The organism is Acinetobacter sp. BD54, assembly GCF_044778325.1.
Lineage (GTDB): Bacteria > Pseudomonadota > Gammaproteobacteria > Pseudomonadales > Moraxellaceae > Acinetobacter > Acinetobacter baumannii.
On sequence record NZ_JANJEP010000018.1, the window covers coordinates 21,558 to 46,077 of the forward strand.

The following is a 24,520-nucleotide window of genomic DNA, read 5'->3' on the forward strand; positions in this document are numbered from 1 at the left end:
ATTTTTATTAAACCATGAGTTAAAATTATTTTCAACCTATGGTTGCTTACAATTTTATATTTTTTATACGAAAATTTAACCAAAGGTTTCACGCGATGAAAGTTATGAGCACAATGGTTGAGCGCATTCAGGAAGCACTGAAAGCAAAGAAATTATCATGGTCTAAAGCTGCCACAATGATTGGCCTGACTCCTCAAGCGCCTTCTAAATGGAAAAAAGGACAGATTGGCAAAGAGACTTTGGATAAGTTGGCCGAACTTTTAGAAGTTGATGCCGGATGGCTTCTAAACGGGAAGAAAAAACAAAATTTAACCAACTTCAACATGCAAGAATTTATGGATAAGCACGGTCTATCCAAGAAAGATGAATCATCATTTGATGTGAATGATATTCAAAGCCCGTCAGTAGTTGAGTATGGTGGGGATGATGGATTTATCTGGATTGATGTGGTAGAGGCAAGTTTTTCTTGTGGCACAGGAGAGTCTATAGAGTTTCACTTTGATGTGATCAATGGAAAACAGCCATTCCCACCTAGTTTTTTTAAACAAAAAAATGTTCATCCTGATTGCATGCGCATCATCAAGGCTAAAGGCGACAGCATGGCGGACAAGATTGATGATGGGGATTTGGTTGGCATTGATATATCCCAAACCGACATTATCGATGGTCAAATTTATGCTGTTTACTTTGAGGGTGAAGGCATGATTAAGCAGATTTTCAAGGAAGAAGGCGGGAAACTGATTCTGCACAGCCTAAATCCTAAATACAGAGATCGTGAAGTCACGGAGCAAAATGGATTGAATTTTAAAGTTATGGGTCGCCAATTTTGGCGTGCAGGTTAAAAAAGGAGAATGGAATTGGATAACGCAAAACTACCAATCAATCAGATTATTGCTCGCATCAATGATGCTGCGAAACATGGTGAAGCTTTGGTGCTAACAGCCGAAGAAGTGAAGATTCTTTCCAAAGATATTGGCGACAAAGTCTTTATTCCTGTGCTTACTAATGAGCAGGTCGTGCAGTTGGTAAAAGAAGGAAAGCTTGGACAGAAAATTAATAACACCAAAGATTAATAAACTGTGAACCCGACACAGTCATTGGATAAGGTGAAGGCAGACATTACGCTGCTTTGTGGGGTTTTGGATTGGGAATTAATTGGGCTAAATTCAGCAAGTGCTAAAATAAATCTAGTATAATGCTAGGTATCTACAAGAGGCTTTTAAAGACTGATGGTTATTGAATTGGTTAAACACTCACCAAATGCGCTAAGGCGCTATATGACTGACATGAATGTGTCAGCGAGTGCACTCGCCGATTTAACTAAGATATCTCAAAGCAAAATTAATAAGGCCTTGGATGAAGTTGAAGTATTTAAGCTAAGCCAATTAGAAACTATTTCAAAAGTTTTATTTGTGCCAACAGTGTATCTAACAACTGATAATTTTATCTATGAGCGTAATACGCCTGAAATAATAGAATTTAGAAATCATATAGATATCCCCGAAGATAGATATAAAGAAAATGCTTTAGTGCAGGAATTTTGCCAAGTTAGAGATAACTTTATATCTATATTAAGTTCTCTGAATGAAGAGCCTAAAGCTTTCGATTTGAAGCTTAGCGGAACTAATGCAGAAGAAGATGCTCAAGCAATAATTGACTATTTTGGTTTTTACACACACAGCAAAAAAATCAAGAATTCAGATGATTACTTTAATGCTTGGAGAGACATTGTAGAGCTCATGGATGTAGTAGTTATAGATAGAGGGCGTGATAAATTTGGCTCGGATGGTATGTGTTTGTATTTTGATGCGGTACCCATTATTGCCATTTTTAGCTCAGGACAATCTCAATCTAGAAAGCTATTTACTTTGGTTCATGAAATTGTCCATTTGGGATTAGGTAGTAGTGTCTTTGATGGGCGATTACTAGAATCTGACAATAGTCTTGAAAAATATTGTGATCAAGTTACAGGGTATGTTTTAGCCCCAAAAAATATTGTGGCTGATTGCTTTAATGAAAATTTAACCATCGAAGAGAATGTTATTCTTATTCGAAAACAAACAAAAGCAAGCAAGGCAGCTATTGCCATTCAGTTAAAAATACTTGGATTAATAAATCAAGATCAGCTTGCTGATTATTTAGATTACATCAAACCCAAAGAAAATGGTGGGGGGTTCGGTTCTAAGAAGGAAAATATGGTCTTAAAGTATTTTGGCTACAACTTTGTTGAAAAAGTTATGAGTGCAATGTGGCAAGAGCGCATATCATCCAATACCGCCAAAAATATTCTTGGATTCCATAAGACATCAAAACCGTCAGCCTTTAAAGAATTGCAGCAAAAGGTCTTCTAATAATGATTAAAATTAGCTTAGATACAAATGCTGTATTAGACTTTTGTTACAGAAATTATCCAGAACAAATATTTAAGGAAATATGGAGTTCTTTAGAAAGCTCCAGACTAGCCAACCAAGTTAAGTTTTATATGTGTGAAGCTGTTTTGCATGAAATTGAACAAAAGATTGCAGACTATGAGTATGATGAATCAATATTTCATGCCTTTCTTGATCGTTTCTGCGTTCATCAAATCAAGCCAAATGAACACGGAGCATCAATCCTTGGTTTAAAACAAGAGTTATTAAAATATAATGCATCAAAAAATTCACACCACGTAACAAAAGATAATTACGCTGATCTTGATGTTGTTAGTTTGGCTCATCATTATGGTTCAGATGCTTGTGTTATAACGTGCGAGCAAAGAAATCCTTTTTTAAACTGGGATGCTAAATCACAAGGCCACAACATGAAAGTTCCCAATATTTGTGAAAAACTAAATATTGAATGTGGTAACTGGTCTTATTTATTTTCAAAACTTGGATTTTTGTTTTAATTATTTTTATATTTCCCCATCCAACCCACCCCGTGTGGGTTTTCTTTTGCCTATTAAAGCATATTTAAACCTAATCATAAATTATTTTCACCTATGGTTTAATTTATGCTTGCTTTTATTTTATACCTTTGGTTTAATAAATCTCACCAGATAACAAAAAAGTCCCAGACATCTGACCGACGGGACTTTTACTCAACGAGTGAGGTCATTATGAATCAAAGAATTGAAAAGTACAAGTTTAGCCAAGCTGCAATAGACAGCTTCAAAGGCTTCTTAGGTGGCTCGGTGCTATCTATGGTCATCGGTGTTTTTATCGTAGTCCCTTTCCTTCGTTCATGTGCCGACGAACAAGCAGCAAACGAACTCAAAGCAAAACAGAACATGTATGTGCGAGTTCAGGTTGAGGGGGTGGAGTGATGGGTATTAAAAAATTAGTAACGATCACTGTTGAAGCTCAAATTGAAATTGAACTTCCAGATGAATTTCAAGAATTGTCTGCTGAAGACATTGAAGGAATCAATGCTTGCGGTTACGACATTACCAAATCTGATGATCTATATAAATATGCAGCCGAACTTGTCTTGAACGGTGGACAGGATGGTACTTGGGATGTTTTTGGACATGTAGTTCCTTGGTGGAAAAAAGGCATGACAGGAATCTCTGATAACAGCACCTTCTTTAACAGACGCGAATTGCATATTGAAGATTGTGAAGTTGAGGGCCTCTCTCATGGATAACTACAAAGAATATTTAGATCCAACAGATGGATATGCCTTAGTAAAACAGTCAGTAAATATGCCAGTGCGTCCACATTGGATTGAAATTCCAGAAGGTGCCGATTGTTTAATGCAGTGGCCTACAGGTCATAAAGTTTTCTATAGAGGTAAGTTTGCTAAATCTTGGAATAGTGCTTATAGGGAATGGCAATTTGTCAGTGGTGATGATGGGATTGATCAATCAAGTACGCTTTGGAAACGCGCCACCCAAGACCCAGCCTTGATTAGCGGTGCTGAGGCGAAGCTTGCATGGGCTAAGGGCGAAATTGTTGAGTACTTTAGAAAAAGCCGTGATGAATGGTTTGAAGTAAAAGGGAACACATTTGTTTCTGTGTTTGATACCGCAGAGAAACTACGCATCAAACCCCAAACCATCAAGCTTGAACTTGAAATACCTGCTCCATACAAAGCAAAAATTGGCGGACGAGATGACACATCTTTCGTTCTGAATGTTGGCAGACATCAGTATTGCTACAAAACCGAAGAGGAATACACAAAGGCTCGTGACGCTTTGGAAGCAGTATTTGACTCGGCAGTGAGAGGTACTAACTCATGAATATGTTAGCCCTTAAACCAGAGTTGCTGTGCCCTTCTTTCCCTTACTTAGATATGTCTACAGACATTCAAGTTGAAGGTGAAACGGTTTATTTCGACTTAACTTACGGCTGCAATGTTCTTAACTGCCAGATCAAAGCCGAAACGACTTATGACACTCGTGAAGTAACTGATCAGTTTAGTGGCTGTGCTCGTGATCAAGAGTATGAAGTGCTTGTAGTGGACACAAAAACTCATGCTGTAGTGACTGATAAAGACGGCATTGAGTCACCAATTGGCTTACGTTTCAAGCTTACAGACTCACAAGTAAACAGCTTAAACGAGCAGCTTAAATACTACGCCGAAGAATTGGCAGATGAAGAAGCGGGAGTGGTGTGATGCAAGTACATGAGAAAAGAAAACTACTTGAAGCTATGGATGTGCTTATCCGTCGTCCTGCTTCCGCAACAGAGACAACACTTGCTGAGGCAATGGCCTACTTCAAGATGCTGATTGAGGAGTCCACACAAGGACAAATTGAAGTCCGATATTCAGACACTACTCAGCAGTTGCCATTTTAAGAATTAGGAGAAGATTATGAATGCGCCAGTGCAACACTCAGGACAGAACCCTTTTGCAGTAGCTGCTCCTACTACTCAAGCAATGTCTACAGTTCAATCTGATAGTCAACGTGCAATTGCAGAGGTTCAAGCAGCTTTAGTTATTGCTAAACAGTTTCCACGCAATCCAATTGAAGCTTATGACCGGATTATGAACGCTTGCCAGCGTCCAGGTTTAGCTCAATCGGCTGTTTATTCTTATGCTCGTGGTGGTAGTTCGGTAACTGGTCCATCAATTCGACTTGCGGAAATGCTTGCTCAGAATTGGGGGAATATTCAGTACGGTATCCGTGAATTATCTTCTGAAAATGGCGAATCAACGGTTGAAGCTTTTGCTTGGGATGTAGAGACAAACACCCGTCAAACAAAGGTATTTCAGGTTCCACATATACGCTACACACGCAATGGATCTAAAAAATTAACAGATCCACGCGATATTTATGAATTGGTTGCAAATAATGGCGCTCGTCGTCTTCGTGCATGCATCTTAGGTGTAATACCCGGTGATGTAATTGATGATGCAGTTAATCAGTGTGAAAAGACAATCCATGCAAGTGCTGATACTTCACCAGAAGCTGTACAAAAACTTGTTGTTGCCTTTGAGCAATTTAACGTCACCAAGAAAGACATTGAAGATTACATTCAGCGTCGTCTTGATGCTATTACAGCAGCCAATATCGTTGCGCTTCGCAAGATTTTCACTAGCTTACGTGATGGCATGAGTTCACCTAAAGACTGGTTTAAAAATGTCACTGTGAAGGAAGTTGGAGAAGTTCAGGAAGTTAAACCAACTGTACCAGACAACGAGTTCCCGGTTCTCTTAGAGCAAATCAAAGCCGATGCAGTTACTAAAGAATATGTATTAGAAGGCTATGCACTTACTAATGCACAAAGAGCTGAGGTAAATGCACTATGAAGCTATTCCGATGCTCAAGCCTTCATAAGCTTGTAGGCGACCCTAAAACTAAAGGCTCAGTTCTTAGCGATACAGCTAAGACTGAGATTAGAACAATCGTTAAGGAGGACTTGACCACGTTCAAGTCTTTCAAAGGCAACCAGTACACGGCTAAAGGTAATGCGCTTGAAGAAATCGCAATTAGCCTGTCTGGTAAGGTTCGTTTTCGTCAATACTTAAAACATCAAGGCCGTTTGGAAAATGAACTAATCACTGGTGAATGTGACATTCTTGACCTAAATAACAAGTTGATCATCGACACTAAATGTACTTGGGATATTGGTACTCATCCCTTCTTTCAAGATGAAGCAGAAGAAAAGGCAAAGAAAGCCGGTTATGACTGGCAGATGCAAGGCTACATGTGGCTTTACGACTGTGAACAAGCAATGGTTGATTTCTGGCTACTCCCTTGCCCTGTCGAGCTTACAAATGATTGGGATGACCGAGAACAGCTAATTGATTTAGTTGAGCGTATCGATCTTAGAGAACGTTTAACAACTGTCACCTACAAACGTGACGAAGCAATGATCCAGAAGATCAAAGACAAAATTCCACATGCTCAAGAGTACTACGCAAAGTTATATCAAGAGCGCATTAAGGCAAAGGTGGCAGCATGAAACAAATCGAATTAAACACAATTAGCGGTACTTCTGACCAGATCGCAGAAGAGATTTTTAAGAAAATTATTGGGCCTATGGTTGATGAAATGAATAGCCAAGATAAAGACTCAGCAAAGGTTTTCACATTCTCAGTAATGTGGCTTGGTATGGCTTTATATGCTGCTCAATTTGAACCGCACAATGCCAAGAAAACAATTCAATTCAGTGTTGATCAGTTCATGGCAACGTTTGACAAATTCAGCAAAAGACCGAGCTAAGGAGCAGCAGCATGACAGATTTGAATAAGGGAAGTGAAGTTAATCTACGCTTTGAGCAAGATGATGGTGCGGTTTGGGTATTTGCAGATGATAGTCAATTTGGCACCGAAATCAGTCATTTAATGATGATGCATGCAGATGAATATAACGAAGATGAATTACGTGTTATTTTTAACCATGCGGCATGTGAAATTGACAGGCTTAGAGCAGAGCTAGAAAAAGCCAAAGCTCAGACGGTGCCAGAATGGATCTCAGTTGAAGTTCAAATGCCTGAATCATTACGAAATGTGCTTGTTTTGTTAGATGCAAACCCAGCTAAAAACCAAAACCAAATGGTTGCTCATTTTATTCCTAAGTTCACTGAAGAGTATCACGGTGATGATGATTGGTACGACTATGACGAAGATCGCGGCTGCGGTTATGTCAAAGAAGGATGGTATGCAAATACAGCTTACATTGGTGATGAGTATTCTAGTTATTTTATTGAGGAAAAAGTAACTCATTGGAAGCCACTAAAAGAAGCAAGCGAATCGGGAGCTGAACAATGAGCATAACACTTAGCGGTCATCAACTAAAAAGCCTTCTCGAATTTGTAAATCCAGATGGTGAAAATGATTTAGATCAACTTGAAACTGAACTAACTATTAAATTTTTTGAAGATGGGCACAGTGGCAAAGGCTATTACTTTTGGATGACCGAATATCCAGAGGAAGGTGCAATGAAGCTGGATATTGAATCGGGAGCTGAGGGATGAATGCACAAATTTTAGATCCATGCTGTGGCTCTCGCATGATGTGGTTTGATCGTCAAAATCCAAATGTAGTCTATGGCGATATTCGAAAAGAAGAACATACCTTGTGTGATGGGCGCTCTTTAGTGATTGAGCCGGATGTGATGATGGACTTTCGCGAAATGCCTTTTAAGGATGGCCAATTTACTCTGGTTGTGTTTGACCCTCCTCACCTAGTGAAGGCTGGTAAACAAAGTTGGTTAGCTGCCAAGTATGGAAAGTTGTCAGAAGATTGGCGCGAAGATATTCGTAAAGGTTTTGCAGAGTGCTTTCGAGTGTTGGCCAATGGCGGTGTTTTAATTTTCAAATGGAATGAAACACAGATCAAAGTAAGTGAACTTTTAGAACTGACAGATCAAAAACCATTGTTTGGACACATTAGCGGAAAGCGCAGTAACACACATTGGATTACTTTTATGAAAGCGGAAAGTAAGGAGGGGTGAATGGAGATTGATCGTCGTGTACGTGCTAAAGAGTTTATGATGCTAATGTCTATTGGCCGCACCAAATTCTATCGCATGATAAAGAATGGTGAAATTCCTCAACCTATCAAGGTAAGTGACAAAGAGGTATTTTGGCACGAATCTAGTGTTAAGAAAGTTGTCGAAAAACACAAAGATAATTCTGATATGATAGCCTGCTAATTGCAGGCTTTCTTTTAAGTCGAGTGTGTTTAAAAACGGGTAATTAAGCGGGTAACACCCTAGCCATTTAGAATTTAATTGATCATTTTCAAAAGGTTAAGATGAACAAGATAGTTGTAAAGAAACATAATGGCGGAACCATTGCACAAAACAAACGTGCCCGTCATGATTATTTTATCGAAGAAAAATTTGAAGCTGGCATGTCTTTACTAGGCTGGGAAGTAAAATCTTTACGTGCCGGTCGTATGAGTTTGACAGAAAGTTATGTCATTTTTAAAAATGGTGAAGCATTCTTATTTGGTGCTCAGATTCAACCACTCCTTTCTGCATCTACACATATTGTGCCAGAAGCTACACGTACACGAAAATTATTATTATCTCGTCGTGAACTTGAAAAGCTTATGGGTGCGGTGAACCAAAAAGGTTATTCGTGCGTTCCATTAGCATGTTACTGGAAAGGTCATCTGGTTAAGCTTGAAATTGCACTCGTGAAAGGTAAACAACTTCACGATAAACGAGCAACTGAAAAAGAACGTGACTGGCAACGTGATAAAGCACGTATATTTCATAAGTAATAGACTAAAAAAGCCTCTTTATAGAGGCTTTTTTATTTTTCACTAATTTAATCTATATAAAAGCCCAGCAATATATTCACCAAACCATTTAGCAGTATCTAAATCACCTTGCGGCGGTGTAATTTCAACAGGCGCATTATCTGATTGAGTCATCAACCCTAAACAGCTCGATAAACGGTTTAAATCGGTTTCAGTATAGCCTGTTGTCATTAAAGGTAAACCTGACCACAACATGCCGTGCTGCATCGCAAAAATATTAAGTTGTTGCAGAACCGCCAGTTTATCACCACTTAAACCGCCCGAATTTGCAAAACCCGCTGCTAACTTACCCTGCCATAAACGATTTTTCCAACGTTTAGATGTACTATCCATAAACTTTTTAAAATCGGCAGTTACGCTTCCCATATAAGTTGGGGAACCAAAAATAATGCCCTGTGAGGCATCTAAAACATCCCAATCAATATGCTCAATATTCATCACATGTACTTTGACGCCCATCACTTCGGCGCCACTTGCGATAGCAGACGCTACCTTTGCAGTGTGACCATAGGGACTGTGATAGACAATAGAGAGATGTTTTTCAGGCAAAGACATAAGCTTAATATTTTGAGCGATTTTTTCTATTTTATCATTTTATTAAAACTTGCTAAACCTTCCTCTATAAACATGAAATCTCAGTACTTGCCTTAATTTCTTGAATAAATATGGAAAATTCAAAATAAAAAACTCTCTTATGCTATTTTGAAATTTAAACAACATAAGAGAGTATTATTACAACAATCATATCCTTAAGAAAAAATATGATTTTTCAAAACTACATAAAAACAAAAGTTGCCATACGGCCAGTTTTAGCATCACGGCGGTAAGAAAAATATTCATCTTGCTGTTGGTATGAACACTGATCTCCCCCTAAAACTTTTTCAACTCCTAGGCTCTGTAAGATAAAACGAGCAATTGCATACAAATCAGCATGAAATTTATTTGGAGCTACCCCATCAATAAATGCAGTTTCCAATTCAGGATATTTACTACAAAAAGCAGTTTTTACCTCTGCTCCAATTTCAAAGCAAGGTTGACTAATCGCTGCACCCAACCATGCCCATGTTGGAGGACTCTGCATTGCAGCGACTGTATTTTCAATAATACCTCCCGCTAAACCTCGCCAACCTGCATGTAAGTTAGCAATTTCTGTACCTTCAGCATTACCAAGCACGACTGGTAAACAATCGGCTGTCATCATCATTAACGCATGACCTTTGGTTTGCGTAATCAAGCCGTCGCCAATTAAAGCTGTAAAGGGAATTTGTTCATTTACTGTATGGCAAATCGTGCTATGTGTTTGGGTCATCCATGTCATTTTTTTAACCCCAAACTGAGCAAATTCATCTAACAGCATCATCCGATGCTGCTGGACACGCTGAGCTTCGTCTTTAACGTGCAAAGCAAGATTAAAACCTGTTAGCTCTGTTTGCTCTGCTGGTAATGCCAAAGGGTGATGAACTCGTGTCTGCCCTACGAATACGCCTTGAGGTAAACCTTGAACAAATTCCATATACCAGTCCTTAATATGCAGCGTTTTCTGTACGTAAAACATTAACCAACTGCGTAAAATCTTCAGGCCATGGTGCTTCGAATAACATTTCTTCACCAGTACGAGGGTGTTTTAATCCCAATTTAGCAGCATGAAGTGCTTGGCGTTTAAAACCGCGTAAAGTTTCGATGAGTAACTCAGATGCCCCTGCCGGAATACGTACACGGTTCATATAAACTTGGTCACCAACCAAACCATGTCCAATATAACTAAAGTGAACGCGAATCTGGTGGGTACGGCCAGTCTCAAGTTGCGCTTGTACACGGGTAAAGTCTCTAAAACGCTCTTTCACGTTATAGTGCGTTACAGCATCACGCCCACCCGGCAAAATTGCCATTTTTACACGGTCAACCGGATGTCTTTTAATCGGCTCATCGATTGTGCCACCTGCGATAATATTGCCATAAGTGACTAAGTCATAAATACGATAAACAGATTTATCTCCCAATTGTTTACTCAAAGAAAATTGTGCTTCGAGATTTTTAGCAACAACTAGTAAACCACTGGTATCTTTATCAATACGATGTACTAGACCAGCACGTGAAAGCTCGGCTGACTTAGGTGAATGGTAAAGCAAAGCATTGACCAAAGTACCCGAGGTATTACCTGCGCCAGGATGAACCACCATACCTACCGGTTTATTAATGACTAAAATATCTTCATCTTCGTAAACAATATCGAGTGGAATATTTTCTGGTTGACTGTTGGTCTGTGCTTCAAGCTCAACATTTAAAGTTAGCGTTTCATTGCCTTCGCAGCGATATTTAGGTTTGACAATGTTACCATTTACCAACAGATGACCTTCTTTCATCCATTGTTTAAGTTTTTCGCGTGAAAACTCACTCCACACCATGGCTGCCACTTGGTCGATACGTTGCCCTAAGTAGCTTTCATCTAACTGAACTTGCAACGATAAACGTGTTGCAGTTGTATCAGAAGTATGGTTATCTGCATCCTCAGAATCTTCTAGTAAATTGAAGTCTGTTTCAGAGAAGTTTGTGTTTGAAGATTGTGCTGAAGTCATTTGATCATTTAGATAAAAGTGGTTTAATAGCGCAATTGTAGCTCATTGCCCAACATAACAGAGGAGTTTTTATGTCGCTACCACGTTATAAAATTACGATGCTTGCCTTATCTTTAGGTGTAGCGTCTGCATTTGTGGGCTGTAGCAGCAATCCAAGTAAAAAAGAAGTGGTCGATACTGGCCCTCAATCTAGTGAACAAGCATATTTTGACAAGGCTCAAAAAGCTCTTGATCGTGGTCAATATCTTGACGCTACCAAATCTTTAGAAGCGATTGATACTTATTATCCAACTGGACAATACGCACAACAAGCACAACTTGAACTTCTCTATTCAAAATTTAAGCAAAAAGATTATGAAGGTGCGATTGCACTCGCAGAACGTTTTATTCGTTTAAATCCTCAGCATCCAAATGTAGATTATGCTTACTACGTACGTGGCGTATCTAATATGGAGATGAACTACGATAGCTTGTTGCGTTACACCTCTTTGCAACAATCTCACCGTGATGTGAGTTATTTAAAAGTTGCATATCAAAACTTTGTTGATCTTATTCGTCGCTTCCCAAGTAGCCAGTATTCTGTCGATGCAGCACAGCGTATGAAGTTTATTGGACAAGAGCTTGCTGAAAGTGAAATGAATGCAGCGCGTTTTAACGTTAAACGTAAAGCGTGGATTGCCGCGGCTGAACGTTCACAATGGGTGATTGAACACTATCCACAAACACCTCAAGTACCAGAAGCTTTAGCAACTTTGGCATATAGCTATGATCAATTAGGTGATAAGTCAACTTCGCAACAATACATCGAAGTTTTAAAACTTAATTATCCGAGCCTTGTCAATAAAAACGGCACCGTCAACATGCGTGCTGCACGTAAAGAAGGTAACTGGATCAACCGTGCAACCTTAGGTATTCTTGGTCGTGAATCTAAGTCTGTAACACCAGATACGACTACTTCTTCTGAAGCTGAACCAAAACGTAGTCTACTAAACCGCGTAAGCTTTGGTTTAATTGGTAACTCGGGTGAAACTGAAGAAACAACTAACACACCTGTTGAAGCACCAAAAAGTGAACGTAGTTGGACTAATCGCTTAAGCTTCGGTTTACTAGATAAACCTGAGCCAAAAGCAGCAGAAGGCGCAACAATTGCACCAGCAACGTCTTCGAGTGAAGCACCGAGTGCCTCACCAGCAGATAACGAAGCAGATGACGCTGCTCAATAAGCAATAAAAGCTTAAAAATAACCAACAAACAGGCAAGTAATATCACTTGCCTGTTTGTTTTTATAAAATAGTAAAATATTTATCGGGCATATCTCGATTCATCATGTCAGAATAATCTGACCTATCGCATCATTAGTTTAAACACGGTTATCTGAATTATGGCAATTCCACAGCATACGATTGATCAGATCTTAGATCGCACAGATATTGTCGATCTGATTGGTCAACGTGTGAAACTGAAAAAAACCGGACGAACTTATTCTGGTTGTTGCCCTTTTCATCAAGAGAAAACGCCTTCTTTCCATGTTTACCGCGATAAACAGTATTATCACTGCTTTGGCTGTCAGGCGAACGGAAATGCTATTCGCTTCCTAATGGACATTGATAACCGAAACTTTATTGATGTGATGAAGGAATTATCGAGTAATACGGGAGTCGAATTACCAAAAGATAATACTGATAATAAAAAACTGTCTTATACACGCCAAGTTACAAAACAATCAACACCGCCCAAAACGGTTGCTGAACCGACTACTCAAGCACCTATAGAAGATCAGTACAATACGTTTGAACCCGTATATTTTGATGATCCCTTTGCCCAGTTTGAACAGCCATTTAGCTTTGATGAGCCAGTACAAGAAGGTAATTTATATGACCTTCTAGAAAATGTTGCCCAGTTTTATGAACATCAATTACCGACTAGTCAAAAAGCTAAAAATTACTTTAAGCAACGCGGTTTAAGTGACCAGACTATTCAGTTCTGGCGTTTAGGTTATGCTCCTGAAGACTGGCAGCATCTGGAAAAAGCTTTCCCTTATGATATTGAGGGCTTAAAGCAGCTTGGCCTCATCCGTTCAAGCGATAGTGGTCGTGACTTCGACCTTTTACGTGATCGTGTTATTTTTCCAATTCGGGACCCTAAAGGCCGTGTAGTTGGCTTTGGTGGTCGTGCGCTCAATGATGAAATTAAACCTAAATACATCAACTCGCCCGATTCGGAAGTATTCCACAAAAATCAATTACTATATGGGCTATATGAAGGCCGAAAATTAAAAGCAAATGACTGGTTAATGGTCGAAGGATATATGGATGTCATTGCTTTACAGCAATATGGCATTACTGGTGCAGTTGCGACTTTAGGAACAGCAAGTAATACCGAACACCTTAATATCTTATTTAAACAAAATAACCGGATTACGATTGCTTTTGACGGTGATGCTGCAGGTCAAAAGGCCGCACGCCGAACTTTAGAAATTGCATTACCCTTACTCAATGATGGTCGTGAGCTCAAATTCTTTGTATTGCCAAATGACCATGACCCTGACTCTTTAATCCGCCGTGAAGGGGTGGAAAATTTCCAGAAGCTCCTACAGCAAGCTCCTTTACTTTCTGACTTTGTTTTTGCTCATCTTACTGGGCAACATGACATTAGTACGCCCGAAGGTAAGAGTCTTGTTATGGGCGAATTAAGAGAATTGACCGAGTTATTGCCAAAACAAGGGTCTTTTCGCTATCTACTAACCCAATCTTTCCGTGAAAAATTAGGCTTAGGTAAGCGCTTCACTCCACAAATTAGCCACGATGCATCACTATCTTTTAATATTCAAACGAAAGATGAAGACTTTGCAATTGCAATTTTGATGCACCATCCGTTTCTTTATATTCATTTTGAAGGATTAAGGGCTTATATTCCGCAAGATGAGCTGTTGGCTAAAATATTAGCAATTTTAAACCGTATATTTGACGAATTGCCTGATGACCAAGAACTAGCTACCTACTATGTTTTAGGTGCTTGTAGCACTTATTGCCATGAAATTGCAGATATTATGCAAAGGACCAATATTCAAGCCTTAACTCAAGCACCGGAAGTAGCAGATAAACTCGCAAAAGAATATGCTTTAGGCTTACAAGAAAGATATTTACGTCAAAAACTAAAATCTAAAATCTCATTAGTTGAGTCAAGAAACTTAAGACAACAACTCAATGAACTTACCAAACAAATTAGCTTAAGACTTCTTTCTTAACGTTTGGGTTTTCGCTCATGATCAAATACATCCTGTAAATGCTGCTGTAACCATTCAAAATAGTCCGGACTCTCTGCTTTTGCAGCTTCACGCAACAACATAGAGGTCGGATGTATTAGTTTTTGCGTCAAACGATGGGCAAATTGCTGCAACACTTGCTCAGGATTTCCACCATGATGCAGAGCCTCTAATGCATGGGTAAGCTCTCGCTGGCTAATTTCTTCACTATGTTGGCGATAAGCATGAATTGTACTGCCCGCCTCTTTGACTTTTTGATGCGTAATTAGCTGGGTAGCTAGCTGATTAACCATCACCTCAGCTTCAACAGCCGCTTGACGACGTTGAGCCAAGTTTTCATCGATCACACTTTGTAGATCATCTACGCCGTATAAATACACCCCATCAAGCGACTCTACTTTAGGGTCAATATCACGCGGTACAGCTAAATCGACCATTAACATTTGCTGATAACGGCGTTTTTTTAATGCAGTTTTGACATCTGCATAAGCAATAACCTGATGCAAACTACCCGTACAGCTTGAAACAACATCGGCACGATATAGATTCTCAGCCAAATCTGAAAAATCAATAATCTCAACTTCAACTTGATGTGCAATTTCTTGGGCCAATTGATCGGCACGTTCACGGCTACGATTACAAATAATCATCTTAGCAACGCCCATTTCGGCTAAATGCTTGGCAACAAGGCTGTTCATTTCGCCTGCAGCAACCACCATAACCGTTAGTTTTTCAGGTTTACTAAAAACCTGTAAAGCGAGCTGCGCAACTGCATAACCCATTGAAACGGCATGACTACCTACAGCTGTTTCAGAGCGCACACGTTTAGCAGCGTAAAAAGCGTACTCAAATACACTATTTAATTCAGGAGAAACTGTTTGCGCTTCTTTGGACAATGCTAGAGCACTTTTCACCTGCCCTAAAATTTGCGGTTCGCCCAACATGAGTGAGTCCAAACCACTTGCTACACGCATTAAATGTGTGATGGCTTGAGCATTTTCGTAACGATAAACATGATGAATTAACTGCTTTACATCAATATTATTGGCATCGGCTAACCATTTCAGAAGGCTTTCGGCATCTTCCGCCATGGCGTAGACTTCTGTACGGTTACACGTTGAGACAACCACTAAGTCTTTTAAAGACTCGTGATGACGTTGTTCGGCAAGCAAATTACTTAATCGCTCTGCATTGAAAGCAATTTGCTCGCGGAGTTCTACAGAAGCTGTTTGATGGTTGACACCCAATGCAAAGAAAGACATATCAGATCATCATTTCGCTAAATTTATGCTATTGTGCAACATCGGTGTCATAAAAAGCATTACTTTGGATCAATAAAAATTGCGTCAAATGAATAGCCGTATTAATTTTAACGGTGCTTCGATAAGACAGTATTCTACCACATTCTTATTGTTAGGTAGCATGTCCTCATATGTCTATGCACGTCCAGTGCAAGAGACCTATGCCGTGCATTCATTTGATCAGGCTTTACAGCAGAGTATGGTTGCTGAATTTGCCTTAGCTTATGACGATATTCCCACAGCACTGCACAATTACACAGTGCTTGCGATAAAAAGCAACTCAACAACAATTAAACAGCGTGCATTAGACGTTGCACTTGAATATAACGACTTACAAGCTGCACTAAATATTGCAACACATTGGGTTGTTCAAGAGCCTAAAGATGTCCCTGCTCTATTTTATTTATCGCATATTGCACTAAAAACACACGAATATCAGCTTGCTGCCGAGACTTTAGATAAAATTTTAAAAATAGATCCAACTGCCGATCTTGAACAAATTTTGGCAAGCATTGCACCTGAAAATGCACAGGATCGAGAAGTTTTATTAACCGCTTTACGTTCTAGTGCAGAGAAAGACAACCCATCCATCTTAGCGCTTATTGCCAACCTAGAAGCACAAAACGGTCAGTTAGAACCAGCCTTAAGTACCATTAATCGCGCACTACGCCGTCGCCCTAAAGTGACCAGCTTTATCTTAATGAAAGCCAATTTACTAATCGCACTCAGTGATCAAGAAGGCGCTTTAAAATGGTATGCAAAATCAAGCCGTAAATATAAGAAAAACCTAGACATTCGCCTAGCCGAAGTACGTTATCTCATCCAGATTAATCAACCCCAGCTTGCTCTTGAAAAATTAGAAAAAATTATTGAAAGCAATCCTCATGCTGAAGAGGCTTTGTTTATTGCTGGTTTAACCAGTATTGACCTTAAGCAATATGACAAAGCAGAACAATATCTGGTTGATTTACGCAACTCTGCAAAATATCAAAATGAGGCGTATTACTACTTAGCGATTAATGCTGAAAGAAAACAACATTATGAAACTGCTAAAGCTTACTACCGTTTAGTCGATGGTAGTTTGTATATTGTTTCAAGACGCAATCTCATTGCGATCTATGATAAACAAGAAAACTTACACGACGCTTTACGCTTTTTAACCCAAGAGCGAGTCAATTATCCTCAGCATGCAAGCTTTCTTTACCAAGCTCAAGCTGAAATTTTAAAGAAGATGGGCAATAAAAAAGCTGCATTAAATTTATTAGATGAAGCGATCAAAAACTTACCAGATGATCCGGAGCTCATCTATGCAGAAGTTTTATTATTAGACCCTTATACTGACCGCGATAAACTCGATAAAACACTCAAACAATTATTGCAGTTAGAACCCAATAGCCCAACGTATCTAAACGCCTATGCTTATACATTAGCTTTGCAAAATCGTAGGCTTAAGGAAGCACGTCAATATGCTGAACAGGCTTTAGAATATGCCCCAGAACAAGCTTCTATTCTGGATACGCTAGGCTATATCGCATTTTTACAAAATGATTATGAAGCGGCTGCGGAAGCTTTAGGCAAAGCATATGAACTAAGTCATAACATAAATATTGGCATTCGTTACGCTAAGGCACTTTATATGCAGGGATCATTAACCCAGTTCAGTGCCGTGTTACAACAACTGAAACAAAAACACGCAAATGATCCACAATTACAACAACTTGATGCGTTAATTTTACCTACATCTGCAAAAAAGAGTTAAATTTATGAGCAAACTTGCCCAACTGTGCACAGCGATCTGTGGATCAAGTGTTTTATTTTTAACCGGTTGTCAGCATTTTACTCAACCTAAAGCTGCAGTTATCCACCAAGTACAAGACGAAAAACACTTCAATTTACAAGGTAAAATTGGAGTACGCACCCCCCAACAAACTGGTAGTGCATTCTTTACATGGATTCAACAGCAAGACAATTTCGATATCGAATTAAGCGGTATTTTAGGTGTTGGAAAAACACAAATTCAGGGTAAACCTGGTGAAGTTACTCTAAACAGTGCTAAAACTGGACTGATTACGGCTGCATCTCCTGAAGAACTTTTAGAGCGTGCAACTGGCTGGCAAGCACCAATTACTCATTTAACCAGTTGGATTTTAGCGAAACCTGCAACTTTAAATGCTCAAATTAGTAAAGATAATGCAAATCGTGTGAGCCAACTCATCGAAGATGGCTGGACAGTTAATTTTAGTTATGATGGTGAACAAACTCTACCAAATAAACTAGTTTTAAAGCAGGCTCTTACTGAAGATAAAGAAAACCGTATTACAATGGTGATCCAAAACCGCTAATCCTTATTATATAAATCTATGATTCGAGTACCTTCTCCAGCTAAGCTCAACCTGTTTTTGCATATCACAGGACGTCGTGAAAATGGTTACCATGAACTACAAACCATTTTCCAACTTATTGATTTATATGACTGGATGACATTTACGCCTATATCTGAAGATGAGATTCAGATTGAAGGTTTAGGTGAGGTTCAACTTGAGCAAAATCTGATTTATCGGGCGGCACAGATATTACGCCCTCACGCTCAAAATCCTTGCGGACTCCATATAAAAATTGAAAAAAATATTCCGATGGGTGCTGGTTTAGGTGGCGGTTCTTCCAATGCAGCAACGACGCTTATTGTCTTAAATCAATTATGGCAATGTGGTCTAACTGAAGAACAATTAGCTCAGTTCGGTGTCAAGCTTGGTGCCGATGTTCCAATTTTTATTTATGGGTTAAATGCATGGGCTGAAGGGATTGGTGAACATTTATCATTCATAGACTTAGATCAAAAACAATTCATTGTTTTAAAACCTGATTGTTTTATCAGCACTCAACTGCTTTTTTCACAAAAAACATTGACAAGAGATTCTAAGCCCACTACATTTTGCGCCTATCAGTTAGAACCTTCTAATTTCGGAAATAACTTTGAGCCTCTGGCTAGAGAGTTATACCCTGAAGTTGAAGAAGCAATGCAATATCTCGACCAGTTTGGTCATGCAAAGCTTACAGGTACAGGTGCTTGTGTTTTTGCTGAGGTAACCGATGAAATGAATGTTGATGACATTCTTAAACATGCACCATGTAAAGCTTACTTGGTACATAGTTTAAAAGAATCTCCTTTACGTCATTTTAAAGTTGCAAGTTAGGGGCGTCGCCAAGTGGTAAGGCAGCGGGTTTTGATCCCGCCATCCGTTGGTTCGAATCCAGCCGCCCCTGCCATTTTCCACCTGTAATGATGATTGTATTAGGGGCGTCGCCAAGTGGTAAGGCAGCGGGTTTTGATCCCGCCATCCGTTGGTTCGAATCCAGCCGCCCCTGCCATCTTAATACAGCATCGAATTTAGGGGCGTCGCCAAGTGGTAAGGCAGCGGGTTTTGATCCCGCCATCCGTTGGTTCGAATCCAGCCGCCCCTGCCATTCTCTTATTTAAAAGACAGACTTAATTGCCTTGCTTTTTGTTGATTAACCTTGACATTGCATTGCAAAAATATTAAAGTTCTGCCGCATTAGGGGCGTCGCCAAGTGGTAAGGCAGCGGGTTTTGATCCCGCCATCCGTTGGTTCGAATCCAGCCGCCCCTGCCATCTACTTCATTACATACCAACCGCCAAGGGTGCTTCATGCCCAATCTTGTCGTTTTTAGTGGAAATGCTCATCCACAGTTCGCTCAAAAAGTCGTAAGTCACTTACATATCCCTCTAGGTGCTGCATCAGTCGGTCAGTTCTCTGATGGTGAAATTTCAGTAGAAATTACTGAAAATGTTCGTGGTAAAGACGTATTTATCGTTCAGCCTACTTGTGCTCCAACCAATGACAACCTTATGGAAATCTTGGTTATGGCAGATGCTTTGCGTCGTGCAAGTGCTGGTCGTATTACTGCTGTTATCCCTTATTTTGGTTATGCTCGCCAAGACCGTCGTCCACGTTCTGCACGTGTGCCGATCACAGCGAAAGTTGTTGCAGACATGCTTACCACTGTTGGTATTGACCGTGTCGTAATGATTGACTTACATGCTGACCAAATCCAGGGCTTCTTCGATATTCCAGTCGACAACATCTACGGTACTCCTGCTTTGCTTGCTGACTTACGTCAACAACAACATGACAACCTTATGGTGGTTTCTCCTGACGTTGGCGGTGTTGTACGTGCTCGTGCCGTTGCTAAACAGATGGGTGATATCGATTTAGCAATCATCGACAAACGTCGTCAAAAAGCCAACGAGTCGCAAGTTATGCACTTGATTGGTGACGTAAAAGATCGTGATTGCGTTATCGTAGACGACATGGTTGATACAGCTGGTACATTGTGTAAAGCAGCTGATGCGCTTAAACAATTCGGTGCACGTCGTGTTGTTGCTTACGCAACTCACCCTGTACTTTCAGGTAAAGCAATTGAGAACTTACGTAACTCTGTTATTGATGAGTTAGTTGTAACTGACACAATTCCTCTTTCTGAAGAAGCATTAAACTTAGGCAAAATTCGCCAAGTTTCTGTTGCTAGCATGGTTGCTGAAACGATTCGTCGTATTAATAACGAAGAGTCTATCAGCGCGATGTTCGATAGTTTATAATATTGCAGCTTTTTTCTTAACCCTAGCTTTGGCTGGGGTTTTCTATCACTAAACTGGTCGCAAGTTTAGTTTATTTAATCTTTAATGAGGATTTATCTCATGGCAAACTTCGTATTAAACGCTCAAGCGCGTGCTGAAGACAAACAAGGGAAAGGTGCGAGCCGCCGCCTTCGTCGCGAATCTTTAGTTCCAGCTATCATCTACGGTGGTAACGCTGAGCCTGTAGCAGTTACTTTAGAACTTCGTGAGCTTGTAAAAGCTTTAGAAAGCAACGCTTTCTTTGAAGAAGTTGTTGAAATCAAAGTAGGTGACAAAGTTGAAAACGTTAAAATCCAAGCGTTACAACGTCACCCAGCTAAAAACACTCCTATGCACGCTGACTTCAAACGCGCATAAGTGTTTAAAGGCGTAGATTAGTGTCAAATATTTCGCTAATTGTCGGTTTGGGCAATCCTGGTTCAGAATATGCCCAAACCCGCCATAATGCAGGTTTCTGGTTCGTCGAACAGCTTGCAGATAAATATGGCATTACATTAAAAAATGATCCAAAATTTCACGGAATCAGTGGTCGTGGTAATATAGAAGGGCATGATGTTCGCTTACTTCTACCTATGACTTATATGAATCGTTCCGGACAAAGTGTTGTTCCTTTCTCAAAATTCTATCAAATTGCTCCTGAAGCAATTTTGATTGCTCATGATGAACTTGATATGAACCCTGGTGTAATTCGCCTCAAAACAGGCGGTGGACACGGCGGTCATAACGGTTTACGTGATATTGTCCCGCATATTGGCCCAAATTTTCATCGTTTACGTATTGGTATTGGACATCCTGGCTCAAAAGAAAGAGTTTCTGGACATGTGCTCGGGAAAGCACCAAGTAGTGAACAAAGCCTGATGGATGGAGCAATTGATCATGCTCTCTCTAAAGTAAAGTTACTTGTTCAAGGGCAAGTACCACAGGCCATGAATCAAATTAATGCGTATAAACCAGCTTAAATTGTTGAACAATCAAGCTTGCTATCTTGCTTTTTTAGGAGCAAAATGCGCATCAGCCACCTAGCCGGCGGCAAAGGCGAAAGATTTCACCATAAGATCTTCATCTTAGATCTACTCAGGAGACGCTAGCCATGCTATCTCGTTTATTAAAATGCAAAATTCACCGTGCAGTTGTAACCCATGCTGAACTTCACTATGAAGGTTCTTGTGCAATTGATGGCGTATTGATGGACTTAGCTGGTATTCGTGAATACGAAGAAATCCACGTTTGGAACGTAACTAATGGCAAGCGCTTCACAACTTACGCAATTCGTGGTGAAGATAACTCTGGCATTATTTCAGTAAATGGTGGCGCTGCTCACCAAGCAGATGTGGGCGATTTAGTTATTATTGCTACTTTTGGTGATTTCACAGAAGCTGAAGCAAATGCCCATAAACCACGCTTGGTATATGCAAACCCAGATAATACAGTCAATCACACAGCGAACTGTATTCCGGTGCAAGTTGCCTAATTAAAGATTTAAAAATAATAAAAAGCCCGTAATACGGGCTTTTTTTATAAGACTTTATAAACTTCTGGCAGTTCCCTTCCACCAGCTCTGTTGCTGTTTACAATTTAGAGGCTGTAGCTCTTCTCCACGTAAATCAAATAAAATCGCCTCTCCTTTTGTATTTACCTTAAACTCAGCATATTTCGCTTTCTCATAGCAATGAGCTAAGCCTTCGGCAAATAAGAAACTGCGAGAAGCTGGGTACAAAGATTGATAGTGATTATCCGGATTTTTTAAAATTAAATTCTGCTCATTAGATAAAGATTTAGGGTCTAAAATAGTACGGATTACTCGATTTCGTGAATCTAAAATAACTTTTGCTGGAACAGAAGCATGATTAAAAATCACCTGATCTAAAGCTTCACTTTCACTTCCTGTCAGAGCTTTGAGAGATTGTAAATTTAATTCATAAGCCAACGCCATGTAGTCCCCTTGTAAAATAGAACGAGGATCAACTGGTTTCAGCTTAATAAAAATACTTTTACTCTGATGCAGGTGCCATTCATTTTTCATCACTAAACCTGCAAAAAATAAAACAGTGACTATTGCAAGCATAAGAGAGAAATACTTTTTCATTACTTTTCTCCCTCAATACAATTAATTTTAGCTTCTTTCATAAGTAGCCCATATAGAGCCAGCAATATAATACCTGACACCAAGATTGAGGCACTTTTAGCTAAAAAACTTAATTGTAAACTGTAATAAAGTTGCCAAAGCACAAAGGCAAATACTATGAGCGTAACACCGTAAACAATGCGATCTTTATTTTTTAAAGCCCATGTCAAAATAATCAATAAAATGAATACTTCAAAATAGCCGAGTGCAATAAGTAATATACCAAAAACTAAAAAGGCAAAAAAAGTTATACCGTGAAGTTGCTGATAGAGATAGAAAAAACTAAAGCATAATAACCATACGCACGGCAATGCATAAAGGAACCATAGTGACTGATCAGCCGAATCAACAAGTGCTAATCCTATAAAAGTATCAAAGAATGAACTCACCCAAATTACAACGAGCGTACATAAGAAGATACTCCGCTTATACGATACGACCGCTTTACTTCCTATCAGTAGTACCGAGCTAAAAACCAAATAGTTAAGTAAGACTAAATTTAAATAAGTCTGAGTAGAGTTTAAGGACCATAATGAATGATCCATTTGTAGTAGATAGATTACTGCTATACCATAAGTTGCAAGCATTTGAATTAAAATAAAGAACCGGTGAGGCTTAAGAAAATAACTAATACATAAAATAAAGATCTGGGCAATCAATACCCATAAAATTTGATCTGTTTCAGAACCAAGATGGAATAAAAAAGCAGTCTGTCCACTCACAAATAAACAATATGCAAACTGCCGGATGAAATAACTTTGCGATTTTGTTAGTAAAGTTATAGCTACAGCAACAAAGATGATTCCAATAATTAAGGAAATAGTCTCCCAAAACACCAAAGTAAATGCTGCAAGCGCTAGACCAGCAAGCCAAGCACCAACTGCCAAAGGAATGATATAAAAACGGCTTTGACGGAAAATCTTGATTAAGAAATAACTAATGAGTGCAAACCAAGTAAAAATAATCCCCGCGATCAATAAAAAGATGAACTCATTAGAATCTTTAAATAGTTGATTAATACCATCCACAAGCCATATGGTAGCCGTCACACCAAGAACAGCAGCCATTAAACTGGCACACAACTGATCATCTTTATTAAAAAAATAATAAAAAGCGATGATTCCTAGAAAAAAAGCCGAGATCAGATAAGGTAAATTTTCACTTGATAGGAATTGAATCATTCCTGTTATTGAAATAACAGCAAACCAAGCAATAAAAATAAAACGTAAAGTCGTATATTTCTTTTGACAGATCCAAAACTGCACAAGACTTAATAGATTTAGAGCAAAAAGATACAGGTAGGGAAACTTTTCTGTCCAGAAAGTCTGTTTAAAAAATAAAAAAAGGGCGAGTTGGCTTGTGATACAAATTAAAGCAAAGATTCCAATATTTGGTCGATATAGCCACGGCAATAAAAGCAAAGTCCAAATCAAGAAAAGTAAATAACTGTCTGCACCAGTTTGATAAACTTGCCCAATTACAGCCAAACTCAAACCGACCATCAAGCCGCAAATGCCATGTAAAGTCTGTCTTACTCCCTCACTTAAAGTCTTTTTGATACTCACCCAAGCTGTTATAAGTAATATAACAGGTGGAATAATGAGTTGAATGCTATCTGGAAGCATCAACCAATTAGCAGCAATTAAGTACAAAATACTGAGCGCCATAAATACATAACTGAAAATATGGAGATGCTGAATAAATGAAGTATTCCTAAAAGGATAATAATCTCTTATCTGCATGAAACACCTGTTTTATTTATAATTTTCTAGGGCTTTGTTGCACAAAGATTTAAAAGTTAAGACTTCTCATATCTACTCAAATTTAAGTGACAACTCGGGTATGTGGTCTGCCTAAGTCCGTAAATTTATTTAATACTGCCATACGTGCATGAATCTC

General features: G+C 39.2%; 32 protein-coding genes and 4 tRNA genes. 30 read left to right on the top strand and 6 right to left on the bottom strand.

From position 1 onward, the window contains the following. The first annotated feature begins 95 nt into the window (after positions 1-95). The 17 genes from NQ782_RS18570 (at position 96) to smpB (ending at position 8,658) form a co-directional block, all read left to right on the top strand. Positions 96-842 (top strand): S24 family peptidase, encoded by a 747-nt coding sequence (locus NQ782_RS18570; protein WP_000867174.1) that lies wholly within the window; start codon positions 96-98, stop codon positions 840-842. A gap of 15 nt (positions 843-857) precedes the next feature. Beyond that, on the top strand, positions 858-1,073 hold the full coding sequence (locus tag NQ782_RS18575) for a hypothetical protein (RefSeq protein WP_002042732.1): 216 nt from the start codon (positions 858-860) through the stop codon (positions 1,071-1,073). Positions 1,074-1,229: 156 nt separating this feature from the next. Further along, positions 1,230-2,351, top strand: a complete 1,122-nt coding sequence (locus NQ782_RS18580) for an XRE family transcriptional regulator (RefSeq protein WP_032027783.1) — start codon at positions 1,230-1,232, stop codon at positions 2,349-2,351. A gap of 2 nt (positions 2,352-2,353) precedes the next feature. Then, positions 2,354-2,887 (top strand): DUF4411 family protein, encoded by a 534-nt coding sequence (locus NQ782_RS18585; protein ID WP_000590883.1) that lies wholly within the window; start codon positions 2,354-2,356, stop codon positions 2,885-2,887. Between the two features lie 210 nt (positions 2,888-3,097). After that, on the top strand, positions 3,098-3,304 hold the full coding sequence (locus NQ782_RS18590) for a hypothetical protein (protein WP_267581295.1): 207 nt from the start codon (positions 3,098-3,100) through the stop codon (positions 3,302-3,304). Next, complete coding sequence (locus NQ782_RS18595; protein WP_104036382.1) at positions 3,304-3,624, top strand: hypothetical protein; 321 nt, start codon at positions 3,304-3,306, stop codon at positions 3,622-3,624. The genes NQ782_RS18590 and NQ782_RS18595 overlap by 1 nt, the downstream gene beginning before the upstream one ends. Then, positions 3,617-4,219: a hypothetical protein gene (locus NQ782_RS18600; protein WP_267581296.1), complete on the top strand. Its 603-nt coding sequence runs from the start codon at positions 3,617-3,619 to the stop codon at positions 4,217-4,219. Before NQ782_RS18595 ends, NQ782_RS18600 begins: the two co-directional genes overlap by 8 nt. Then, on the top strand, positions 4,216-4,596 hold the full coding sequence (locus tag NQ782_RS18605) for a hypothetical protein (RefSeq protein WP_267581297.1): 381 nt from the start codon (positions 4,216-4,218) through the stop codon (positions 4,594-4,596). Before NQ782_RS18600 ends, NQ782_RS18605 begins: the two co-directional genes overlap by 4 nt. Further along, entirely contained in the window at positions 4,596-4,778 is a 183-nt protein-coding gene (locus NQ782_RS18610; protein WP_002069911.1) for a hypothetical protein, read from the top strand. Before NQ782_RS18605 ends, NQ782_RS18610 begins: the two co-directional genes overlap by 1 nt. Positions 4,779-4,794: 16 nt before the next feature. Next, positions 4,795-5,733 (top strand): hypothetical protein, encoded by a 939-nt coding sequence (locus NQ782_RS18615; RefSeq protein ID WP_000993559.1) that lies wholly within the window; start codon positions 4,795-4,797, stop codon positions 5,731-5,733. After that, positions 5,730-6,389, top strand: coding sequence for a hypothetical protein (locus NQ782_RS18620; protein ID WP_000765549.1), 660 nt, complete (start codon positions 5,730-5,732; stop codon positions 6,387-6,389). Before NQ782_RS18615 ends, NQ782_RS18620 begins: the two co-directional genes overlap by 4 nt. Then, positions 6,386-6,649: a hypothetical protein gene (locus NQ782_RS18625; protein WP_000809320.1), complete on the top strand. Its 264-nt coding sequence runs from the start codon at positions 6,386-6,388 to the stop codon at positions 6,647-6,649. The genes NQ782_RS18620 and NQ782_RS18625 overlap by 4 nt, the downstream gene beginning before the upstream one ends. A gap of 11 nt (positions 6,650-6,660) precedes the next feature. After that, the gene (locus NQ782_RS18630) at positions 6,661-7,197 is read left to right on the top strand and encodes a DUF551 domain-containing protein (RefSeq protein ID WP_267581298.1); all 537 of its coding nucleotides are present in this window, start codon (positions 6,661-6,663) and stop codon (positions 7,195-7,197) included. Beyond that, positions 7,194-7,403, top strand: coding sequence for a hypothetical protein (locus tag NQ782_RS18635; RefSeq protein WP_000028960.1), 210 nt, complete (start codon positions 7,194-7,196; stop codon positions 7,401-7,403). Before NQ782_RS18630 ends, NQ782_RS18635 begins: the two co-directional genes overlap by 4 nt. After that, positions 7,400-7,882 carry a methyltransferase domain-containing protein gene (locus NQ782_RS18640; RefSeq protein ID WP_000993706.1) on the top strand — a complete coding sequence of 161 codons (483 nt, stop codon included), beginning with the start codon at positions 7,400-7,402 and terminating at the stop codon, positions 7,880-7,882. The genes NQ782_RS18635 and NQ782_RS18640 overlap by 4 nt, the downstream gene beginning before the upstream one ends. Next, entirely contained in the window at positions 7,883-8,083 is a 201-nt protein-coding gene (locus NQ782_RS18645) for an AlpA family transcriptional regulator (protein ID WP_000401870.1), read from the top strand. 101 nt (positions 8,084-8,184) lie between these two features. Beyond that, entirely contained in the window at positions 8,185-8,658 is a 474-nt protein-coding gene (gene smpB / locus NQ782_RS18650; protein WP_001033994.1) for an SsrA-binding protein SmpB, read from the top strand. 42 nt (positions 8,659-8,700) lie between these two features. Here the strand turns inward: smpB and NQ782_RS18655 are convergent, their stop codons facing one another. The 3 genes from NQ782_RS18655 to rluD form a co-directional block, all read right to left on the bottom strand. Further along, positions 8,701-9,252: a flavodoxin family protein gene (locus NQ782_RS18655; protein WP_057094038.1), complete on the bottom strand. Its 552-nt coding sequence runs from the start codon at positions 9,250-9,252 to the stop codon at positions 8,701-8,703. 220 nt (positions 9,253-9,472) lie between these two features. After that, positions 9,473-10,210, bottom strand: a complete 738-nt coding sequence (gene pgeF, locus NQ782_RS18660) for a peptidoglycan editing factor PgeF (RefSeq protein ID WP_000397518.1) — start codon at positions 10,208-10,210, stop codon at positions 9,473-9,475. A 10-nt stretch (positions 10,211-10,220) separates the two neighbouring features. Continuing rightward, positions 10,221-11,273, bottom strand: a complete 1,053-nt coding sequence (gene rluD, locus NQ782_RS18665; RefSeq protein ID WP_000199621.1) for a 23S rRNA pseudouridine(1911/1915/1917) synthase RluD — start codon at positions 11,271-11,273, stop codon at positions 10,221-10,223. 71 nt (positions 11,274-11,344) lie between these two features. Between rluD and NQ782_RS18670 the strand changes: the two genes are divergently transcribed. Both NQ782_RS18670 and NQ782_RS18675 read left to right on the top strand, forming a co-directional pair. After that, positions 11,345-12,496, top strand: coding sequence for an outer membrane protein assembly factor BamD (locus NQ782_RS18670; RefSeq protein WP_057094040.1), 1,152 nt, complete (start codon positions 11,345-11,347; stop codon positions 12,494-12,496). 158 nt (positions 12,497-12,654) lie between these two features. Then, entirely contained in the window at positions 12,655-14,520 is a 1,866-nt protein-coding gene (locus NQ782_RS18675) for a DNA primase (protein WP_001007235.1), read from the top strand. On the opposite strand, the gene hemA is transcribed toward NQ782_RS18675, so the two are convergent. Next, entirely contained in the window at positions 14,517-15,800 is a 1,284-nt protein-coding gene (gene hemA / locus NQ782_RS18680; RefSeq protein ID WP_000007423.1) for a glutamyl-tRNA reductase, read from the bottom strand. The two genes, NQ782_RS18675 and hemA, sit on opposite strands and share 4 nt — an antisense overlap. An 88-nt stretch (positions 15,801-15,888) precedes the next feature. Between hemA and NQ782_RS18685 the strand changes: the two genes are divergently transcribed. From NQ782_RS18685 to panD, 11 genes are all read left to right on the top strand, one after another. Next, a complete protein-coding gene (locus NQ782_RS18685; RefSeq protein ID WP_001088484.1) occupies positions 15,889-17,598 on the top strand; it encodes a tetratricopeptide repeat protein in 1,710 nt (569 codons plus the stop codon). 4 nt (positions 17,599-17,602) lie between these two features. Beyond that, positions 17,603-18,181, top strand: coding sequence for a lipoprotein insertase outer membrane protein LolB (gene lolB, locus NQ782_RS18690; protein ID WP_057094042.1), 579 nt, complete (start codon positions 17,603-17,605; stop codon positions 18,179-18,181). An 18-nt stretch (positions 18,182-18,199) separates the two neighbouring features. Beyond that, positions 18,200-19,033 (top strand): 4-(cytidine 5'-diphospho)-2-C-methyl-D-erythritol kinase, encoded by an 834-nt coding sequence (gene ispE / locus NQ782_RS18695; protein WP_000621866.1) that lies wholly within the window; start codon positions 18,200-18,202, stop codon positions 19,031-19,033. Beyond that, positions 19,032-19,106: transfer RNA gene (locus tag NQ782_RS18700), tRNA-Gln, on the top strand. Before ispE ends, NQ782_RS18700 begins: the two co-directional genes overlap by 2 nt. A 27-nt stretch (positions 19,107-19,133) precedes the next feature. Next, positions 19,134-19,208: transfer RNA gene (locus NQ782_RS18705), tRNA-Gln, on the top strand. 21 nt (positions 19,209-19,229) lie between these two features. Continuing rightward, a tRNA-Gln gene (locus NQ782_RS18710) sits at positions 19,230-19,304 on the top strand. A gap of 91 nt (positions 19,305-19,395) precedes the next feature. Continuing rightward, positions 19,396-19,470 (top strand) — tRNA-Gln (locus NQ782_RS18715). 36 nt (positions 19,471-19,506) lie between these two features. Continuing rightward, on the top strand, positions 19,507-20,457 hold the full coding sequence (locus NQ782_RS18720) for a ribose-phosphate pyrophosphokinase (RefSeq protein WP_001133287.1): 951 nt from the start codon (positions 19,507-19,509) through the stop codon (positions 20,455-20,457). Positions 20,458-20,556: 99 nt separating this feature from the next. Next, complete coding sequence (rplY, locus tag NQ782_RS18725) at positions 20,557-20,853, top strand: 50S ribosomal protein L25 (protein ID WP_001273421.1); 297 nt, start codon at positions 20,557-20,559, stop codon at positions 20,851-20,853. 20 nt (positions 20,854-20,873) lie between these two features. Then, the gene (gene pth / locus NQ782_RS18730) at positions 20,874-21,455 is read left to right on the top strand and encodes an aminoacyl-tRNA hydrolase (RefSeq protein ID WP_000065594.1); all 582 of its coding nucleotides are present in this window, start codon (positions 20,874-20,876) and stop codon (positions 21,453-21,455) included. A gap of 131 nt (positions 21,456-21,586) precedes the next feature. After that, a complete protein-coding gene (gene panD / locus NQ782_RS18735) occupies positions 21,587-21,967 on the top strand; it encodes an aspartate 1-decarboxylase (protein ID WP_000952664.1) in 381 nt (126 codons plus the stop codon). Positions 21,968-22,021: 54 nt separating this feature from the next. Here the strand turns inward: panD and NQ782_RS18740 are convergent, their stop codons facing one another. Together NQ782_RS18740 and NQ782_RS18745 are read right to left on the bottom strand one after the other, a co-directional pair. Continuing rightward, complete coding sequence (locus NQ782_RS18740; RefSeq protein ID WP_057094043.1) at positions 22,022-22,582, bottom strand: GDYXXLXY domain-containing protein; 561 nt, start codon at positions 22,580-22,582, stop codon at positions 22,022-22,024. Next, positions 22,582-24,363: a DUF2157 domain-containing protein gene (locus NQ782_RS18745; RefSeq protein ID WP_057094045.1), complete on the bottom strand. Its 1,782-nt coding sequence runs from the start codon at positions 24,361-24,363 to the stop codon at positions 22,582-22,584. Before NQ782_RS18745 ends, NQ782_RS18740 begins: the two co-directional genes overlap by 1 nt. Positions 24,364-24,520 lie beyond the last annotated feature (157 nt).

Coding starts and splice junctions, on each gene's coding strand:
- NQ782_RS18570 (WP_000867174.1), top strand. CDS start 96: ATGAAAGTTATGAGCACAATGGTTGAGCGCATTCAGGAAGCACTGAAA.
- NQ782_RS18580 (WP_032027783.1), top strand. CDS start 1,230: ATGGTTATTGAATTGGTTAAACACTCACCAAATGCGCTAAGGCGCTAT.
- NQ782_RS18585 (WP_000590883.1), top strand. CDS start 2,354: ATGATTAAAATTAGCTTAGATACAAATGCTGTATTAGACTTTTGTTAC.
- NQ782_RS18590 (WP_267581295.1), top strand. CDS start 3,098: ATGAATCAAAGAATTGAAAAGTACAAGTTTAGCCAAGCTGCAATAGAC.
- NQ782_RS18595 (WP_104036382.1), top strand. CDS start 3,304: ATGGGTATTAAAAAATTAGTAACGATCACTGTTGAAGCTCAAATTGAA.
- NQ782_RS18600 (WP_267581296.1), top strand. CDS start 3,617: ATGGATAACTACAAAGAATATTTAGATCCAACAGATGGATATGCCTTA.
- NQ782_RS18605 (WP_267581297.1), top strand. CDS start 4,216: ATGAATATGTTAGCCCTTAAACCAGAGTTGCTGTGCCCTTCTTTCCCT.
- NQ782_RS18610 (WP_002069911.1), top strand. CDS start 4,596: ATGCAAGTACATGAGAAAAGAAAACTACTTGAAGCTATGGATGTGCTT.
- NQ782_RS18615 (WP_000993559.1), top strand. CDS start 4,795: ATGAATGCGCCAGTGCAACACTCAGGACAGAACCCTTTTGCAGTAGCT.
- NQ782_RS18620 (WP_000765549.1), top strand. CDS start 5,730: ATGAAGCTATTCCGATGCTCAAGCCTTCATAAGCTTGTAGGCGACCCT.
- NQ782_RS18625 (WP_000809320.1), top strand. CDS start 6,386: ATGAAACAAATCGAATTAAACACAATTAGCGGTACTTCTGACCAGATC.
- NQ782_RS18630 (WP_267581298.1), top strand. CDS start 6,661: ATGACAGATTTGAATAAGGGAAGTGAAGTTAATCTACGCTTTGAGCAA.
- NQ782_RS18635 (WP_000028960.1), top strand. CDS start 7,194: ATGAGCATAACACTTAGCGGTCATCAACTAAAAAGCCTTCTCGAATTT.
- NQ782_RS18640 (WP_000993706.1), top strand. CDS start 7,400: ATGAATGCACAAATTTTAGATCCATGCTGTGGCTCTCGCATGATGTGG.
- NQ782_RS18645 (WP_000401870.1), top strand. CDS start 7,883: ATGGAGATTGATCGTCGTGTACGTGCTAAAGAGTTTATGATGCTAATG.
- smpB (WP_001033994.1), top strand. CDS start 8,185: ATGAACAAGATAGTTGTAAAGAAACATAATGGCGGAACCATTGCACAA.
- NQ782_RS18655 (WP_057094038.1), bottom strand. CDS start 9,252: ATGTCTTTGCCTGAAAAACATCTCTCTATTGTCTATCACAGTCCCTAT.
- pgeF (WP_000397518.1), bottom strand. CDS start 10,210: ATGGAATTTGTTCAAGGTTTACCTCAAGGCGTATTCGTAGGGCAGACA.
- rluD (WP_000199621.1), bottom strand. CDS start 11,273: ATGACTTCAGCACAATCTTCAAACACAAACTTCTCTGAAACAGACTTC.
- NQ782_RS18670 (WP_057094040.1), top strand. CDS start 11,345: ATGTCGCTACCACGTTATAAAATTACGATGCTTGCCTTATCTTTAGGT.
- NQ782_RS18675 (WP_001007235.1), top strand. CDS start 12,655: ATGGCAATTCCACAGCATACGATTGATCAGATCTTAGATCGCACAGAT.
- hemA (WP_000007423.1), bottom strand. CDS start 15,800: ATGTCTTTCTTTGCATTGGGTGTCAACCATCAAACAGCTTCTGTAGAA.
- NQ782_RS18685 (WP_001088484.1), top strand. CDS start 15,889: ATGAATAGCCGTATTAATTTTAACGGTGCTTCGATAAGACAGTATTCT.
- lolB (WP_057094042.1), top strand. CDS start 17,603: ATGAGCAAACTTGCCCAACTGTGCACAGCGATCTGTGGATCAAGTGTT.
- ispE (WP_000621866.1), top strand. CDS start 18,200: ATGATTCGAGTACCTTCTCCAGCTAAGCTCAACCTGTTTTTGCATATC.
- NQ782_RS18720 (WP_001133287.1), top strand. CDS start 19,507: ATGCCCAATCTTGTCGTTTTTAGTGGAAATGCTCATCCACAGTTCGCT.
- rplY (WP_001273421.1), top strand. CDS start 20,557: ATGGCAAACTTCGTATTAAACGCTCAAGCGCGTGCTGAAGACAAACAA.
- panD (WP_000952664.1), top strand. CDS start 21,587: ATGCTATCTCGTTTATTAAAATGCAAAATTCACCGTGCAGTTGTAACC.
- NQ782_RS18740 (WP_057094043.1), bottom strand. CDS start 22,582: ATGAAAAAGTATTTCTCTCTTATGCTTGCAATAGTCACTGTTTTATTT.
- NQ782_RS18745 (WP_057094045.1), bottom strand. CDS start 24,363: ATGCAGATAAGAGATTATTATCCTTTTAGGAATACTTCATTTATTCAG.